Origin of the sequence: Corynebacterium sp. KPL2895, assembly GCF_040225815.1 — a bacterium.
GTDB classification, from domain to species: domain Bacteria; phylum Actinomycetota; class Actinomycetes; order Mycobacteriales; family Mycobacteriaceae; genus Corynebacterium; species Corynebacterium rhinophilum.
Map to the genome: position 1 here is coordinate 1 of NZ_JBEHFY010000023.1, position 15,145 is coordinate 15,145.

The following is a 15,145-nucleotide window of genomic DNA, read 5'->3' on the forward strand; positions in this document are numbered from 1 at the left end:
CTACTGAGGTTGATGCCAAGGGTGAGGAGACTCCGGATGCTGAGAAGCCGAATAAGGTTGCTGAGCACAAGGACATCAATGATGATGACCAGACGGTAACGTCTAAGAAGGACGAAAAGCCGGAGTCTAAGCCTAAGGAAAAGGCTGAAAGCCAGAGTGAGCGCCCGAGCGTCAAGGTGAAGGAGCAGGATGCTCCGGCACAGGCTGACAAGGGTACTGGTAAGGTCGAGCAGCATGTCGATATAACGAACCACGTGCCTGGCAAGACTGGTAAGCCATTGCCGTCGGATGCAAAACGTACCGAGATTAAGTCCGTGCCATCTGGTGCGACCGAACTTGAACCAGGTATGCAAACCTACATTAAGTAGTGTGAACGTACTGGTTAGGTAGCAGGCTATAGCGCCTGGGTACAAAGTTTCCCCCTTCAGGGTGTCCCCGTACACGCTGGAGGGGGAAAACCATTTTATGAACCATTGAGAAAACTAAGTGAGGAGACTAGGTAATGTCTGAGGAAACAGGCCGCGAGGAATCCCTAAGCCGAGGTAAGAAGGTTGGTTTTATCGCGCTGGTAGTGGCGGTAATTGTGCTGCTGTTCCTGCTGGTTCTTAATTTCACCACTGGTGAGGGAGGCAATGAGGCTGAGCAGGGATCACAGAGTGGATCGGCTGTAGATACTTCTGCGGGGAAAAACCCGGAAGCTAAGGGTGATGCGTTCGTCGATGAGTCTGGCGCACAGGAGCATGAATTTGAAACGGCTCCGGGTCAATTTCATGGTTTCGCAGCGATGTCCGTGGGCATCGATGGCCAGTACGCTGCTGTGGATCCGGTGCAGGTGACTGACCGGGGTGTGCTGTTGCCGCCACATGATGTCACCCGTTTGGGTTGGTATTCTGCTTCCGCTGTTCCTGGTGATGCCGGTAATGTCGGTTCTAGTGTGATTACCGGCCACGTGAATTACCAGGACCAAGGCACCGGCTATGCGGAGAAATTCACTCGGTTGCAGGAAAACCAGGAATTCACCGTGGTCATCGATGGTCAGGAGCGCACCTTCCGCGTGACGGAAAAGCCGTACCGCCTGCCCAAGGGCGGGGATTTCCCAGACGTGGTTAATGACATGGACGGTACCAACCGCCTGGTCCTTATCACCTGCGGCGGCAAGTTCGTCGGCGGTGCGCTGGGGTATGAGGACAACATCATTACCGTGGCAGAGCCAGTCGATGCCCCGGTTCCACCAGAGGCACCCCAGGCCTAGCGGTCCGCTCTAGAGCCCAACGAGCGCCCGGTTCGAGGATGAAAATCCTTGGCCGGGCGCTTGCGTTTATGCACTTCACGCATGTGCGTCCAGGCTGCGGCGGGTATCTATGAAATACTTTGGGGAAGTATCTGCTGCTCGGAGCGGAATCAAAGGAGCAAAGTCATGGATATTCCAGGCAAAATCGCCGGTCATATCGGCACGCCGCTGACGGGCAATGCCACGAAGGTATTGCTGCTCGGCGCGGGCGAGTTGGGAAAGCAGCTGGCTATTTCCTTCCAGTCCCTGGGCCTTGAGGTGCACGCGGTGGATAAGTACCAGGGGGCGCCGGCGCACCAAGTGGCGCACTATAGCTATATCGCGGATATTACTGACTCCGCGGAGGTATCAGAATTGGTGCAGCAGATTCAGCCGCACTACGTGGTACCGGAGGTGGAAATCGTTGCGGTGGAGGCCCTGGAGCAGGTTGAGCAGTCCACCGATGCCGTCGTCGTGCCCACGGCGCGCGCCTGCGCGCTCACCCAAGACCGCGAGCGGGTGCGCGCGGTGGCAGAAGATATTGGATTGCCGACCTCGGCCTACCGCTTTGCCTCCTCTGTGGAAGAACTGGAGGAAGCGGCGACGGAGCTGGGGTTTCCGTGCATCGTAAAGCCGGACGTGTCCACCTCGGGCAAGGGCCACATGCTGGCGCGGGATGTGGAGGACGTGCGCGAGGCGTGGGAGACGGTGCGCCGCGTGTCCTCGGATTCGCAGCGCGTGGTGGCGGAGCGCTTCGTGGACTTTGACCTTGAGGTCACGCTGCTGGCCATCCGGTCCATCGATCCGGCTACGGGCAAGCTGGCCACGTGGTTTAGCGAGCCCATTGGTCACCGCCACGAGAAGGGCGATCTGATTGAGGAGTGGCAGCCTACCGGCATGAGCGAGATTGCGCTGGAGAACGCGCGATCGGTTGCGGCGCGCATCTCCAATGAGCTAGGCGGGCGCGGCGTGTACGGCGTGGAGCTTTTCGTCGCCGGCGATGATGTTTACTTTTCCTCGGTCTCCCCGCGGCCTTCGGATACGGCGATGCTTACCGCCTATACGCAGCGCTTTTCCCAGTTTGATCTGCACGCCCGCGCCATTTTGGGCTACCCCATCGACGCCACGTTGATAACCCCGGGCGCCAGCATGTTCTTGCACGCGCAGGAGCCGCTTGCCGATGTCGCCTTTACCGGCATTGCCTCCGCCCTCCACTACGCCGAGACGGACGTGAAGCTCTTTGGTAAGCCCGATGCCTATAAGGGCCGGCGCATGGGGCTTGTGACCACGACGGCGGAAACGGTGGAAGAGGCCCGCGACCGCGCCGCATTGGCGGCGCATAAGGTGAGCGTGACCTCGACTCCTGGCCTGCTCGCGCAGGGCGGTGCGCGCGGTATCGACCCGCAAGCGGACAACGTGCCCGATATTGAGGTCATTGAATATGAGGGTGGGGTCGAACTCGACCCCAAGCTGACCTCAGGGGTGGACGATACCGACTAGCGCAGCGCCGGCCAGCCCCGCGGCGCAGCGCTGGTTAGCGCTGCGGGCCGGCGTGCTTGACCATCTCGTCCCACTCGACGATCTTGATGCGCTCGCGGCCGTGCGGCTCGCCGGCGGCCTGCTCGGCGGAGTTGAGGCGGTGCCAGCCGTCCCAGGTAGTGACGGCGATATCGCGGCTGCTGAGCAGATCGAGAATTTCCTGCGGATCGCGCTTGGTGGCGGATTCGAGCTCGCCTGCCTTGTAATCCTCTAGCAGCATGCCGGTGGTGTCCTTGGCATCGGATTTAGTATTGCCAATCAAGCCCACTGGACCGCGCTTGATCCAACCGGTGGTGTAGAGGCCGGGCAGCTTTTTGCCGTCGACATCGGCAAGCACGTGGCCGCCGTCGTTGGGCATGGTGGCCGAGTCGTCGTTGAAGGGAATGCCCTCGACGGACTGCGGGTGGTAGCCCACAGCGCGGTAGACCGATTGCACCGGCCACTCGGTGAACTTGCCGGTGCCGCTCACGGAGCCATCGCCATTGAGCTGGGTGCGCTCGGTTTTGATGGCGGTGACGTGGCCGTCATCGCCAAGCACCTCTACTGGGGACTCGAAGAAGTGGATGTAGAGCTTGTGTGGGGCATCGCCAGGCTCGCGCATGGCGTAGGACTCTAGGGTCTGGCAGACCAAGTCGGTGGACTTTGCGGAGCGGCGAGCTTCTTCTGATGCCTCGTCGTAGATGATGTCCTCTGGGTCCACGATGACCTCGATGGTGGGGGACTCATCGAGCTCCTTGAGCTCCTTCGGCGTGTACTTGGCCTGCGCCGGGCCGCGGCGGCCAAAGACGTGGACCTCCTTGGCGCGGTTTTCCTTCAGGGAAGAGTAGACGTTGTCTGGGATCTCCGTCACCAGCAGCTCATCTGCGGTCTTGGCCAAGATGCGGGATACGTCGAGCGAGACGTTGCCCACGCCCACGACGGCGACGGACTCCGCGGATAGGTCCCAATCGCGCTCGAAGTTGGGGTTGCCGTCATAAAAGCCCACGAATTCGCCGGCGCCGTAGTTACCCTCGAGGTCCTCGCCGGGGATGCCCATTTCCTTATCGGCGGTGGCGCCGGTGGCGAAGATGATGGCGTCGTAGTAATCGCGCATCTCTTCGACGGTGATGTCCTTGCCCACTTCGATATTGCCCAGGAAGCGGATTTCTTCCTTCTCCATGACGTTGTGCAGCGACTGCACGATGCCCTTAATGCGAGGGTGATCCGGGGCGACGCCGTAGCGAATCAAGCCAAAGGGCGCAGGCATCTTTTCAAAGAGATCGATCTGCACGTCCACATCGGACTTTACGAGGAGGTCAGAGGCGTAAATGCCGGCCGGTCCGGAGCCGACCACGGCGACACGCATGGGGCTAGTCATCTGTTTAGGGTATCCTTTCTTTAGGTTTTTCTCACATTCTACGCGGTGGCAGTGCGATAAATGCCACACTGCTTTGAGTTATCTACCCCCAGTTTAGGAGGTTGCGGAAGGGCGGGGGAGGGGGTGGTTCACGTACAGTGGAGACGTCACCACGTGCTAGTAACTGTGATGTACGGCATAATGTTACGGCGCGTGTTCCAAGTGTTCCCGTGACGGCAAAGGAAAGGTAATCCGCATGTCTGCATCCCAGTCCACAGTGTTAAGCTCCATCGGCCGCGGCTTCGACGGCCTCGATATTCCCGCCTTGGCGGATAGCCTTGGCGCTGAACTGCTCCGCTTAGAAGATTTCGACCCCACCGTGGCGGATGTATTGGCCAACGCGCCCACCGCTACTGCCGATGCCCTCCTGGTCCAAGGCACCGGCGAGATCTCCTTCGATGCGGAGGTCGCCGCCGCGCTGGGCCTGCCGCTGGTCATTATCTCCGGCGCCCCAGAGCGCGCCGCGGAGCTGGCACAGCGCAAGGCCGAGTCCCTGGGCGCCACCGTCGCAGGCGTTTTCACCGACTTGGAGGCCGTGCCCGGTGCGTTGAGCGCCGCAGAGGAGGCCACGCCCGTCATGTCCGCGGACCTCTTCCAGAAGCAACTCATCGACCAAGCCAAGTCGGCTGGATCCCACATCGTCTTGCCCGAGGGCGATGACGACCGCATCCTTGAAGCTGCCGATGCTTTGCTCCGCGATGAGGTTGCCCGGCTGACCATCCTGGGCAAGGAATCCGATATCCAGGCCCGCGCCAAGGAGCTGGGTCTGGATGTCTCGGGTGCCGATATCATCGACCACCTGGATTCGCCGCTTGCAGAGGAATTCGCTGCCGATTTCGCAGAATTGCGCAAGAAGAAGGGCGTGACCCTAGAGCAGGCCCGCGAGACCATGCAGGACATCTCCTACTTCGGCACCATGATGGTGCACAAGGGGCTTGCTGATGGCATGGTATCCGGCGCCGCCCACACCACCGCCCACACCATTAAGCCGTCCTTCCAGATCATCAAGACCAAGCCGAATGCTTCGGTGGTCTCCTCCATCTTCCTGATGGTCATGCGCGGGCGCCTGTGGGCCTTCGGCGACTGCGCCGTGAACCCGAATCCGACTGCGGAACAGCTGGGCGAGATTGCCGTGGTTTCCGCGCAAACCGCGTCCCAGTTCGGCATCGATCCGCGCGTGGCCATGCTGTCCTACTCCACCGGCGCTTCCGGCACCGGCCCGGATGTCGAGCGCGCCATCGAGGCTGTCGAGGCCGCCAAGAAGCTGGACTCCTCGGTGAAGGTGGATGGCCCGCTGCAGTTCGACGCCGCCTGCGATCCTGGCGTTGCCGCGAAGAAGATGCCGGATTCTGATGTCGCGGGTAAGACCAATGTCTTCGTCTTCCCCGACCTGGATGCCGGCAATATTGGCTATAAGACCGCGCAGCGCACCGGCGGCGCCTTAGCCGTGGGCCCCATCCTGCAGGGCCTGAACAAGCCGGTCAACGATCTGTCCCGCGGCGCTACCGTTCCAGACATCATCAATACCGTTGCCATTACCGCTATCCAGGCTGGAGAGAAATAAATGTCATACGTACTGGTCCTTAACTCGGGATCTTCGTCCATCAAGTTTCAGCTGGTGGACCCAACCGCTAGTGCCACCGATGATCCACTCGTCTCTGGCCTGGTGGAACAGGTTGGCGAGCCGAGCGGCGCCATTACCGTCAATGTCGACGGGGAAAAGGTCACCGAAGAATTAGAAGTTCCCGATCACTCCTTCGGCCTAAAACGCGCCTTTGACCTGATGGATGATCATCAGGTGGGCCCGAAGGATGTCGATATCATCGCCGTGGGCCACCGCGTCGTGCACGGCGGCCGCCTCTTCTCGGAGCCGCAGCTCATCGAGGATCAAATTGAATCGATGATCGAGGACCTCATCCCGTTGGCCCCGCTGCACAACCCGGCGAACCTGGACGGTATCCGCGTGGCGCGCAAGATCCTGCCAGATATTCCGCACGTGGCGGTCTTCGATACCGCATTCTTTAATACCCTGCCGCCGGCTGCAGCGCTTTATGCCATCAATAGCGACGTCGCCTCCAAATACGATATCCGCCGCTACGGTTTCCACGGCACCTCCCACGAGTTCGTCTCCCAGCAGGTGCCGAAGATTTTGGACCGCGATCCGGAGCATACCCACCAGATCACGCTGCACCTGGGCAATGGTGCCTCTGCGGCGGCCATCCGCAATGGCCGTGCCATCGATACCTCGATGGGCCTTACCCCGCTGGCTGGCCTCGCCATGGGTACGCGTACCGGTGATATCGATCCCGGCATCATCTTCCACCTGGTGCGCCAGGCGGGCATGAGCATCGACGAGATCGATAACCTGCTTAATAAGCAATCCGGCGTCAAGGGTATCGCGGGCGTGAATGACTTCCGTACGCTGCGCGAGCACATCGATAATGGCAATGAAGACGCATGGCTGGCGTATAACATCTACATCCACCAGCTGCGCCGCTTCATCGGTTCCTACATGATTGCTCTGGGCCGCGTGGACGCGATTACCTTCACCGCCGGTGTGGGCGAAAACGACACCGAGGTGCGCCAAGACGCGCTGTACAACCTGGATATGTACGGCATCGACTTTGATAAAGAGCGCAACCTCGTCCGCTCCGATGAGCCGCGGGTCATCTCCATCGATGATTCCCCGGTCAAGGTCTTGGTGGTTCCCACCAATGAGGAGCTGGCCATCGCGCAGAAGTCTGCAGACGTCGCAGCCAAGGCGCGCGAGGAAGGCCTATTTAAGTAGGCCATCTAAGTAGCCGCTAGAAAGTGGTGATGGGCCGGACTTGGTTGGCCAAGTCCACCAGCGCGTAGCGGTGGCGGCTAAACGGGGCCTGGCGGGCAAGAGCCCGCAGGGTCTCGGCAAGGCCGGTGCGCAGGCCGCGCTGGGTAAAGGCGTACTCGAAGAGATCATTGGGCGAGGACGCCCGCGCGAGATCGGCGTTGCGCAGGAAGTTAAGGCCCGCGGAGATAACGGCGATCTTGATTTGGAGGAAGCGCGGCTCGTTGGTGGGGACTTCTTCGAGGCGTCGGGCAGCGCGGCGAATGCGCGATTCTGATAAATCGTGCACGATGAGCTGCAGCACGGTGGTCAGAAGCGCCATGCGGAAGTGACGCGAGGCATTGGGCACCTTATCCAAGGTGGCTACGGATAGCTCCACCTGCCCCTCCGCGCGCAATTGGCGTGCGAGCCCAAAGGCGGAGGACACCGTTGTGGGGTTGGTGGCCCAGACGATGCCGTATAGGCGCATGGAATTAAACCGCAGTGCGCTTGGGTCTTGGGTGACGTGCGACCAGATTTCCGGCTGCCCCTCAAAAGCGGAAGAGGGGAGATCCGCCAAGGTGGTGTAGAGGTTGGAGCAAGCGCGGGCTACGGTGGCATCGATAAGCGGTGTTTCACTGTAATCGATCTGCTGCAGGATGAGCTCATTGATGGCCGCGATGGCGAGCTTCGGGGCGGCCTCGCCGGGCAATAAGTCCAAAACGGTGGCGAAGTACTCCTGGGCATCGACGTAATCATCGTGCAAGAGCTCCGTGATGCCGGCGTACCACTGGTAGCGCCAGTCCCGGCCCAGGCGGTCCTCGATGGAGCCCAACCACTGGCGCGCCTCGTCGGTATAACCCAGGTCGATCATGGAGCGCACCACGCCGAGGGGAATCTCGGCGGAATGCTCGTATTCCGGGGTGCGCATGGCCTGGCGCAGGGTCTCAAGGGCTTCCTGCGGCTCGGCATACGAGGTACCTTGCAGCAGGCTGGCGCCGACATCATCGCGGTCTACCAGGGGCGTCGGCAAGGCAGAGACGACCTCAGGGGCGGTGATTTGGATGGTGCGATCGATGCCATCGATAAGCTGATCCGTGCGAAAGACCAGGTGTTTGGTGCCAAAGGTGGTACGTTGCGGCGAGAAGAGCGAGTGCTGGGAGGGGTACTGGCGGCCGTCGCGGATGGCAAGGACCTCGCGCAGCACGCCGTAGAGCTGGGTGCGCAGCTCCTTGATGGAACTAAACCGGCGCTGCGGATCGCGGTGGGTGGCGCGCAGCAGCAGGCGGTAGAGGGAAAGGAAGCGGCGCAGTTCCGGCTCCTTGGACGGGTTGGGGATGCCGGGGAGAAAGACACCGTCCTCGCTGGGCAGCTTGAGGCACAGCGCCGCCAGGGTGCGGCCGATGGTATAGATATCGCTGGCGATGGACGGACCTCTGGAGGCGACCTCCGGGGCCTGAAAGCCCTGGGTACCGTAGATAAAACCAAAGGCTCCGATGCCGGAAACCGCGCCCAAGTCAATGAGCTTGACCTGGTCCTCAGTGACGATGATGTTATCCGGCTTCAGGTCGTTATAGACCACGCCGCGCGAGTGCAGGTACTCCAGCGCCGGCAGGATTTCCAGGATATAGCCAATGGCAATGTCAACGGGAAGCAGCTCGTTGGGCTGCTTTTTGCGCCTGTTTCTTAGCGATGGCCCGCCCACGTACTCCATGACTATGAATCCACCAGGCACGCGCTCATCGTCGATGAAGTTAAAAATCTTGACGATGCCCGGGTGAGTAATGTCTGCCAGAAACTCGCGCTCGGCCTCGGCAGCGGCCGTCTCATCGGCTGACTTTTGGGCCTGCATTCCCTTGAGCACCACCACGCGCCCGGAGACGTAGTGGTCATTGGCCAGGTAGATCCAGCCCATGCCGCCGTGGGCGATGACGCCGAGGATTTCGTATTGCTCCGCGACCATATCGCCCGGTTCCAGCTGCGGTGGCGGAACCTTCTTGCCCTTGATCTTCTCTGAGGGATCGATGAGGGCGGCGGTGGGATTGGCCGGGGTGATAAACGGTAGGCGTACCATGCCATCAGCAACTGGCCGCTCGGTGCGCTGCGTGCCGCGGCGCTCGCGGAAGGTATCGATCGCCTGCTGGCGCGAACGTTCCGAGGACTTTTCCTGGGCCGTTTTTTCATCGCGTTCGTTCTCGCGCTGGGCGCGGATTTTCTCTAAGTCCGCGAGCAGGTTGGAGAGGTGATCCGGGTCGATGGATCCGTCGTCGTCTTCATCGTCATCGGTAAAGGGATCGAAGGCCACCGCAGAGGTTCCCGGATCCCCGCGGTGTTCGATGGGCTCGCTGGCGAACGGGTCATAAGCCACGGCTGCCGTGCCCACCCCGCCGGTATCGCCGTCGTCGCCGCGGCCTCCGGGGCCGCTGGTAGTGCCTTTATCCTCGCTTTCATCGGCGTCGTCACCATTTCGTGCGCTCTGAGCCGCGGTGCCTTGGCCAGCAGCGTTTTGGCCAGCTGTGCTGCCGCCCGCTGCGCGCCCGCCCGTGGCCTCCGCATCTGGAAATGCAGCGGCAGGGGCCGTGCCAGGGACTTGTGCTGCGGCGGTATCCACCTCGGCTTCTCTAGTGCCTTTATCGCTAATGCCAGCGTTATGAGTGGTTGCCGCCGTATCGGCGCCGGTGTTGCGGTTGTCAGCGTTGGGACGAGCAGCGGCGGTATCCGGACCAGTGGCGTCGGCGGCGTCGCCTGTGTTGGCTGTGTCAGGGGAGTAAGCAGCGCCGAGATCGCTGTCCTGGCTGCGGTCTTGGTCAGGATCTTGGCCGTGGTCAGCGTCGCGGTAGGAAGCCTTGGTGGGCTTTCGGAATTGGCGCTGGGTATCGAGGTTTTCGGGCTCTAGGTATTCGAGCTCGTCTTCGCTGAAATTCGGGTTATGCTTCATGACTTATCTTCCTCGATGTATGTACCCGACGGCAGGGTGGGCTCGTCTAGGTAAGCGCCGAGCCACGTATCAAAGATGTCGGACCACGTCCCGTCGCGGCGGATGCGCTCCAAGGTGGAATTGACCTGGCGCAGCAGCGGGCGGGTGTCATGATCCTTGCTGGGGCGGCGCGCGGCAACGCCGTAGTTCTCGGTCTTTAGGGGCTCGCCCACGATGGAGGTATAGGAATCCTGCGCGGCCATGCCGGAGAGCAGGGCATCATCAACCACCACGCCATCGGCCTGGTTGAGCTGCAGCGCCATGAGGCAATCGCCCCAGGAACGGGTGATGAGGATATCGGACTTGGGGGCGCGCTCGCGGATGGTATCCAGCGCGGTAGAACCGCGCACCCCGCAGAGCCTTTTGTCTTCCGCATCCTCGATGGAATCCATCCCGGAGCTGGTGAGCACCAGCATGCGTGTCTGCGTGGTCATGTAGGGAATGGAAAAGGCTACTTCCTTCTCGCGTTCGGGGCTAATGGTCATGGTGCGCACGATGATATCGACGCTGCCATTATCCAGCGCGGCGGTGCGGTCAGAGGATTCGACGAAACGGAAATCCACCTTATTGGGATCGCCGAAGATATCGCGGGCAATCTCGTGGGCGATATCGACCTCGAAGCCGCGGACATCGCCGGAGGCGGCATCGCGGTAGCTCAGCAGGTTATTGGAACGGTCCACGCCCACGATAAGGCGCCCGCGCTTGACGATGTCCGGCACCCGCTCCTTCGCCGTTTTGCCATCCGGCCGGTAGGTGCCTTTGAGTTCGGTATCGTCTTCCTTCTTGGGGGCGGTGCTACCGGCTTCTTCTATGGTGGAGCCCTCCGGCAGCGGCGGGCCAGGGCTGGCATCGAGCGCCTGCTGTTCGGGCGATTCCAGCGGGGGAGCAGAGCGAATATCGCAGCCGGCCAGCGCAAGGACACTGCAGGTGGCAATGATGGCGGTAAGGGGTGCTCGGGAACGCATTAGAGGTACTCCTGCAGTCGGGGACGAATGCCCAGCCACACCGCGAAGATGGCGCACAGGGTGAGCAGGAAGACAGCGGAGGAGACCGCGGTCATGGCGGTCAGCCCGCGCTCTAAGTAGGTGCGCATGGCGATGCGCGCCTGGCCGATGAGCTCCGAAAGCTCGCTATCGAGCTCATTAAAGGACTGCGCAGCGGTGGTTTCACCATCCTCGGGATCGGTGATGGTGGCCTGGTAGACCGCCTCATCGTAGTCGCCCTCGCTCAGCGCCTCCATGAGCTTTTCGTGCGAGTCTTGCCACTTTTCGGTGGCGGCGCGGGCGCTGTGGATGAGCTCGGGATCGTTGACCTCGACGTCATCATCATGCAGCGCGCTTTCATAATCCCCCAGCGCCTTTTCAATGGAATCTACCGATCCGGAAAAGCTCTCGAGCGTATCCTCCTCGGAGGAGCGCAGCACCAGCGCGAGGGTTTCTGAGGTGCGCGCCTGCTGGGCCTCAATGCGCGAGGCCGTCAGCGAATCCCACGGGCGCGAGGCCGTTTCAAAGCCCTGGTGGCCGGTGGACCAGGTGGCCAAGTTAGACAGCGCGACCCAGAAAATGGCCAAGAAGAGCAGCACCGTTGCGGTTAAAAAGCCGCGGTTAAACCGGCGCCGCGTCTGGCGCCACAGCCACCACTGCGCCACGATGAGGAAGAAGACCGCGGCCAAAAGGCCAGATAGTGGAACCCACTGCGGCGAGGTGAGCTTTTGCTGCTGCTGGTTGACCTTCGCGGTGGTCAGCTGGAATAGCTCGGAGGCCGCCGGCAGAATGTGCTCGCGCATGAGCGAGGAGGCATTGGACATATAGGAATTAGCCACGGCATTGCCGGCGCGGTGATTCGAGCGCGCCTTTTCAATCATCGCGGTATAAATGGGCAGCTCGCGCTGGATGAAGGTAACGAGATCGCGCACGCGGGCATCGTCAGGCGTGGTGCCCAGCACGGATTCGGTCGCGGCAATGGAGGCGGCATCGATCGCATCGTTATAGCGCTCGCGATTGCCCTCTGATTCCACGCCGGCCTGCACGAATCCGGTGGTGGCGATGGTATCTGCCACTGATAAGGAGCTATAGAGGTGGTGGGCCGCATTGGACATCGGCTCGGTGGTATTGAGCAGCTCGTCGAGGTCGGAATGGCGGGCGGCGGAAGACTGGGACATCGACAAGCCGGCGGCTCCCAATGCCACCGTGAGGATCAGGGTGACGGTAAAAAGCTTGCCCGGGGTGGTGGAGGCGAAGTAATAAAATCGCCGCAGCAGACGCGCCGGGCCCGCAAACCATTCCATGGCGCGGTGGGTCAGCCCGCTTAGGGCCGGGCGAGAGGGCGCGGTAACCTCATCCAGCCAGTGATCGCTGGGGTGAGCGTCCTCTTCGCGCTCTGACTCTACCCGCACTGCCTGCTCAGTCATTTACTTAGAATAACGCCCCCAGTGTGCTGGGCGCCACCATTTACCCGCGTGTGTGGCTAGGATAGAAAATATGCATAACCCTCACAGTGGAGACGGCTGGGCGGCGGGCCCCAGTGGCATTCGCGTATGGGGAAAATTCGGTGCCGCCGGCCTCTTCCTCGTCGCCGGGCGCGAGGTGCTGCTGCAACACCGCGCCGCGTGGACCAATAACGGCAATACCTGGGGGATTCCCGGCGGCGCGCGGGACTTGCAAGAAACACCCACCCAGGCCGCGCTGCGGGAAACGCACGAGGAATGCGCCATCGCGCCTGCCGATGTCGAGGTGCTCGACACCCAAATAACGGCCGGGCCCTATCCTCCCGCGGGGGATTTGCCGGGGGAATGGACCTATACCACCGTGTTAGCGCGCACCCGCAGCGGCCTGCGCCTGCCCACCACCGCCAACGAAGAATCGCACGAGCTGCGCTGGGTGGGCCTGGATGAGGTGGAAAACCTGCCGCTTATCGCGCCATTTCGTCACGCCTTTCCCGCCCTGCGGCAGCGGGTGGAAAAACTGTACCGGTAAAGTATCCAAAATTATGGCACTGTAGTGCTCATGATTGAAGTACAGGGACTGACTAAGGACTACGGGTCTGTCCGCGCCGTTGAGGATCTCACCTTTCAGGTAAAGCCCGGTGTGGTCACCGGCTTCCTGGGGCCCAATGGTGCCGGCAAATCCACCACCATGCGGATGATCGTGGGCTTGGACGAGCCCACGGCGGGCGAGATTCGCGTAAACGGCAAACCCTACCGCGATTTGGAGCACCCGCTGCGCGAGGTGGGCGCGCTTTTGGATGCGAAGGCGGTACACCCCAACCGCACGGCCGCGAATCACCTGAAGTGGATGGCGGCGGCCAATGGCATTCCCGCCTCCCGCGTTGATGAGGTGCTGGGGCTGGTGGGGCTTTCCGATGTCGCCGGTAAGAAAGCCGGCGGCTTTTCCCTCGGCATGGGCCAGCGCTTGGGCCTTGCGGGCGCCCTATTGGGCGACCCGGGAATCCTCATCCTGGATGAGCCAGTCAACGGCCTAGATCCGGAAGGTATCCGCTGGGTGCGCCAGCTCGTGCGCGCGCTGGCTGCAGAAGGGCGCACCATTTTGATTTCCTCCCACCTCTTGTCCGAGATGGCCCAGACCGCGGATCACCTCGTGGTCATTGGCAAGGGGAAGATGGTTGCGGATAAGCCCACCCACGAGTTCGTCCGCGGCCACTCGCAGTCCTTGGTGTATGTGCGCTCGAACCACCTCCCGGAATTCGGTGAAGCCCTAAAGAAGGAGGGCGTTTCCTTTACCGAATCGAAGGACGAGGAGGGCCGCCCGCGGCTCGAGGTCATCAACCAGACCCCCGAGTTCGTGGGCGAGCTGGCTTATTCCACTGGGGTGCCGCTGCACGAGCTCACCCTGAAAAGCGCTTCGCTGGAGGATGCCTTCATGGATCTCACTGGCGATGCCGTGCAGTATCACGCAGGCACGCCTGGTGCCTCGGGCGCGCAGGCAGGTCAGTCGGGCCAGGCAGGCCAGCCCGGTCAGTCCGGTGGGTCCGCCCGCCCCAACGAGCAGGAGGTTTAATCCGCCATGTTGAATATCTTGAAATCCGAGTGGATTAAGCTGCGCACCACCCGCTCCTTTTGGTGGACCACCGCGCTATTCCTCCTATTTTCGTGGGGTTGGGCCGGTGTCACCGCTGCGTTTATGGAGCCACTCGATCCGGAAGCCGTTGATATGGGCTTCCAGCTTATTAGTCCCGAGTTCACCATCGTATTCTTGGGGACCCTAGGCCTGCCGGTGCTGATGATTCAGGCCATCATGCTGGTGACCACGGAATACCGCTTCGGCACCCAGTCCATTACCTTCATGGCCTCCCCGCGGCGCTGGAGCGTGGCCGTGGCCAAGCTGGTCTTATACGCGGTCATCGCGGCCGTACTGACCTTCATTGGTGTGGTGGGCGCGTACCTGCTTACGGATCTGTTTGCCGATAGCTCCATTTCCGCCACCTTCGACCCCTGGAACGATGAAGTCGGCCGCGAGCAGCTGTGGAAGTACCCACTGGCCGCGGGCCTCCTGGTGGCCTTTGCCCAAGGCATCGGCATGCTCATTCGCCAGACCGCGGGCTCTGTGGCGCTGGGCCTTATTTTGTACTTGGGTGTGGATCAAATCGTCAGCATGATGCCCGTGGTAGGCGATAAGATTGGTAGCTACATGCCCTTTACCGCTTTCCAGAACTGGCTATTCAATACCCCAGTGGATAACGCACTGTGGACCGAGGCTGCAGGCAGCGGCATCGTATTCTTCATCTGGGCCGCGGTGTTGTGGGCCCTTGGCGTGCTAGTACTGCACAAGCGCGATGCTTAGGCGAGGATATCGTGTTTGTAGAGAGGAAGCTTTAATTAATCTGTGAACCCTCCGGGCGAAGTTATTCGGGTTCGTCCAGTGTGGGTAGGTCTGTTGTTTGAGACCTGACTGGTAACCGGCTGATTGTGATCAGCCGGTTATTTTTTATTAGTGGTGATTAATGGCTGCCTCAGAAAACAGCCTTTCCAGGTGGGAGAATGGTTGAGGACCCTATGGATGAGCGCATATCGCAAATTAAACTCTGAACGCCTTTAAATATAATTATATTTTATCGGAAATGCAGTTTAAATATTGTCTATGTGCTGAAAATATTTTTCTTTTTTGTTAAGGTGGGAAGAGAAGGAAAGAGATTGTGTAGAGC

The 15,145-nt window shown here is 60.9% G+C and carries 12 protein-coding genes; 8 read left to right on the plus strand and 4 right to left on the minus strand.

Annotated elements, in window-relative coordinates; translation table 11 throughout:
- The 3 genes from ABRP95_RS09855 to purT all read left to right on the plus strand — a co-directional run.
- Positions 1–368: hypothetical protein (locus ABRP95_RS09855; RefSeq protein WP_349839353.1), on the plus strand; the 368-nt coding region annotated here is incomplete at its 5' end.
- 134 nt (positions 369–502) lie between these two features.
- Positions 503–1,252, plus strand: coding sequence for a class F sortase (locus tag ABRP95_RS09860; protein ID WP_349839354.1), 750 nt, complete (start codon positions 503–505; stop codon positions 1,250–1,252).
- A gap of 165 nt (positions 1,253–1,417) precedes the next feature.
- Positions 1,418–2,770, plus strand: a complete 1,353-nt coding sequence (purT, locus tag ABRP95_RS09865) for a formate-dependent phosphoribosylglycinamide formyltransferase (RefSeq protein ID WP_284783073.1) — start codon at positions 1,418–1,420, stop codon at positions 2,768–2,770.
- Between the two features lie 34 nt (positions 2,771–2,804).
- Here purT and ABRP95_RS09870 read toward each other — a convergent pair whose 3' ends face one another.
- A complete protein-coding gene (locus ABRP95_RS09870) occupies positions 2,805–4,166 on the minus strand; it encodes an FAD-dependent oxidoreductase (RefSeq protein WP_349839355.1) in 1,362 nt (453 codons plus the stop codon).
- Positions 4,167–4,401: 235 nt separating this feature from the next.
- On the opposite strand from ABRP95_RS09870, the gene pta reads away from it, so the two are divergent.
- Together pta and ABRP95_RS09880 are read left to right on the plus strand one after the other, a co-directional pair.
- Positions 4,402–5,769 carry a phosphate acetyltransferase gene (gene pta, locus ABRP95_RS09875; protein WP_349839357.1) on the plus strand — a complete coding sequence of 456 codons (1,368 nt, stop codon included), beginning with the start codon at positions 4,402–4,404 and terminating at the stop codon, positions 5,767–5,769.
- Positions 5,770–6,993 carry an acetate kinase gene (locus ABRP95_RS09880; RefSeq protein WP_349839358.1) on the plus strand — a complete coding sequence of 408 codons (1,224 nt, stop codon included), beginning with the start codon at positions 5,770–5,772 and terminating at the stop codon, positions 6,991–6,993.
- A 16-nt stretch (positions 6,994–7,009) separates the two neighbouring features.
- Here the strand turns inward: ABRP95_RS09880 and ABRP95_RS09885 are convergent, their stop codons facing one another.
- Genes ABRP95_RS09885 through ABRP95_RS09895 form a run of 3 tightly spaced genes read right to left on the minus strand, consistent with a single transcriptional unit; the run spans position 7,010 to position 12,395 of the window.
- A complete protein-coding gene (locus ABRP95_RS09885; RefSeq protein WP_349839359.1) occupies positions 7,010–9,946 on the minus strand; it encodes a serine/threonine protein kinase in 2,937 nt (978 codons plus the stop codon).
- The gene (locus ABRP95_RS09890) at positions 9,943–10,950 is read right to left on the minus strand and encodes a glutamate ABC transporter substrate-binding protein (RefSeq protein ID WP_349839360.1); all 1,008 of its coding nucleotides are present in this window, start codon (positions 10,948–10,950) and stop codon (positions 9,943–9,945) included. The genes ABRP95_RS09885 and ABRP95_RS09890 overlap by 4 nt, the downstream gene beginning before the upstream one ends.
- The gene (locus ABRP95_RS09895) at positions 10,950–12,395 is read right to left on the minus strand and encodes a GlnX family signal transduction membrane protein (protein WP_349839361.1); all 1,446 of its coding nucleotides are present in this window, start codon (positions 12,393–12,395) and stop codon (positions 10,950–10,952) included. The genes ABRP95_RS09890 and ABRP95_RS09895 overlap by 1 nt, the downstream gene beginning before the upstream one ends.
- A 70-nt stretch (positions 12,396–12,465) precedes the next feature.
- Here ABRP95_RS09895 and ABRP95_RS09900 point away from each other — a divergent pair, with 70 nt between their 5' ends.
- From ABRP95_RS09900 to ABRP95_RS09910, 3 genes are read left to right on the plus strand one after another with little or no spacing between them, the layout of a single operon-like run.
- Positions 12,466–12,960: an NUDIX domain-containing protein gene (locus ABRP95_RS09900; protein WP_349839362.1), complete on the plus strand. Its 495-nt coding sequence runs from the start codon at positions 12,466–12,468 to the stop codon at positions 12,958–12,960.
- A 30-nt stretch (positions 12,961–12,990) separates the two neighbouring features.
- The gene (locus ABRP95_RS09905) at positions 12,991–14,001 is read left to right on the plus strand and encodes an ABC transporter ATP-binding protein (RefSeq protein ID WP_349839364.1); all 1,011 of its coding nucleotides are present in this window, start codon (positions 12,991–12,993) and stop codon (positions 13,999–14,001) included.
- Positions 14,002–14,007: 6 nt separating this feature from the next.
- The gene (locus tag ABRP95_RS09910; RefSeq protein ID WP_284770453.1) at positions 14,008–14,784 is read left to right on the plus strand and encodes an ABC-2 transporter permease family protein; all 777 of its coding nucleotides are present in this window, start codon (positions 14,008–14,010) and stop codon (positions 14,782–14,784) included.
- Positions 14,785–15,145: the final 361 nt, after the last annotated feature.

Excerpts from the sequence above, each read along its gene's own strand:
- ABRP95_RS09860 (WP_349839354.1), top strand. The coding sequence starts at position 503 with ATGTCTGAGGAAACAGGCCGCGAGGAATCCCTAAGCCGAGGTAAGAAG.
- purT (WP_284783073.1), top strand. The coding sequence starts at position 1,418 with ATGGATATTCCAGGCAAAATCGCCGGTCATATCGGCACGCCGCTGACG.
- ABRP95_RS09870 (WP_349839355.1), bottom strand. The coding sequence starts at position 4,166 with ATGACTAGCCCCATGCGTGTCGCCGTGGTCGGCTCCGGACCGGCCGGC.
- pta (WP_349839357.1), top strand. The coding sequence starts at position 4,402 with ATGTCTGCATCCCAGTCCACAGTGTTAAGCTCCATCGGCCGCGGCTTC.
- ABRP95_RS09880 (WP_349839358.1), top strand. The coding sequence starts at position 5,770 with ATGTCATACGTACTGGTCCTTAACTCGGGATCTTCGTCCATCAAGTTT.
- ABRP95_RS09885 (WP_349839359.1), bottom strand. The coding sequence starts at position 9,946 with ATGAAGCATAACCCGAATTTCAGCGAAGACGAGCTCGAATACCTAGAG.
- ABRP95_RS09890 (WP_349839360.1), bottom strand. The coding sequence starts at position 10,950 with ATGCGTTCCCGAGCACCCCTTACCGCCATCATTGCCACCTGCAGTGTC.
- ABRP95_RS09895 (WP_349839361.1), bottom strand. The coding sequence starts at position 12,395 with ATGACTGAGCAGGCAGTGCGGGTAGAGTCAGAGCGCGAAGAGGACGCT.
- ABRP95_RS09900 (WP_349839362.1), top strand. The coding sequence starts at position 12,466 with ATGCATAACCCTCACAGTGGAGACGGCTGGGCGGCGGGCCCCAGTGGC.
- ABRP95_RS09905 (WP_349839364.1), top strand. The coding sequence starts at position 12,991 with ATGATTGAAGTACAGGGACTGACTAAGGACTACGGGTCTGTCCGCGCC.
- ABRP95_RS09910 (WP_284770453.1), top strand. The coding sequence starts at position 14,008 with ATGTTGAATATCTTGAAATCCGAGTGGATTAAGCTGCGCACCACCCGC.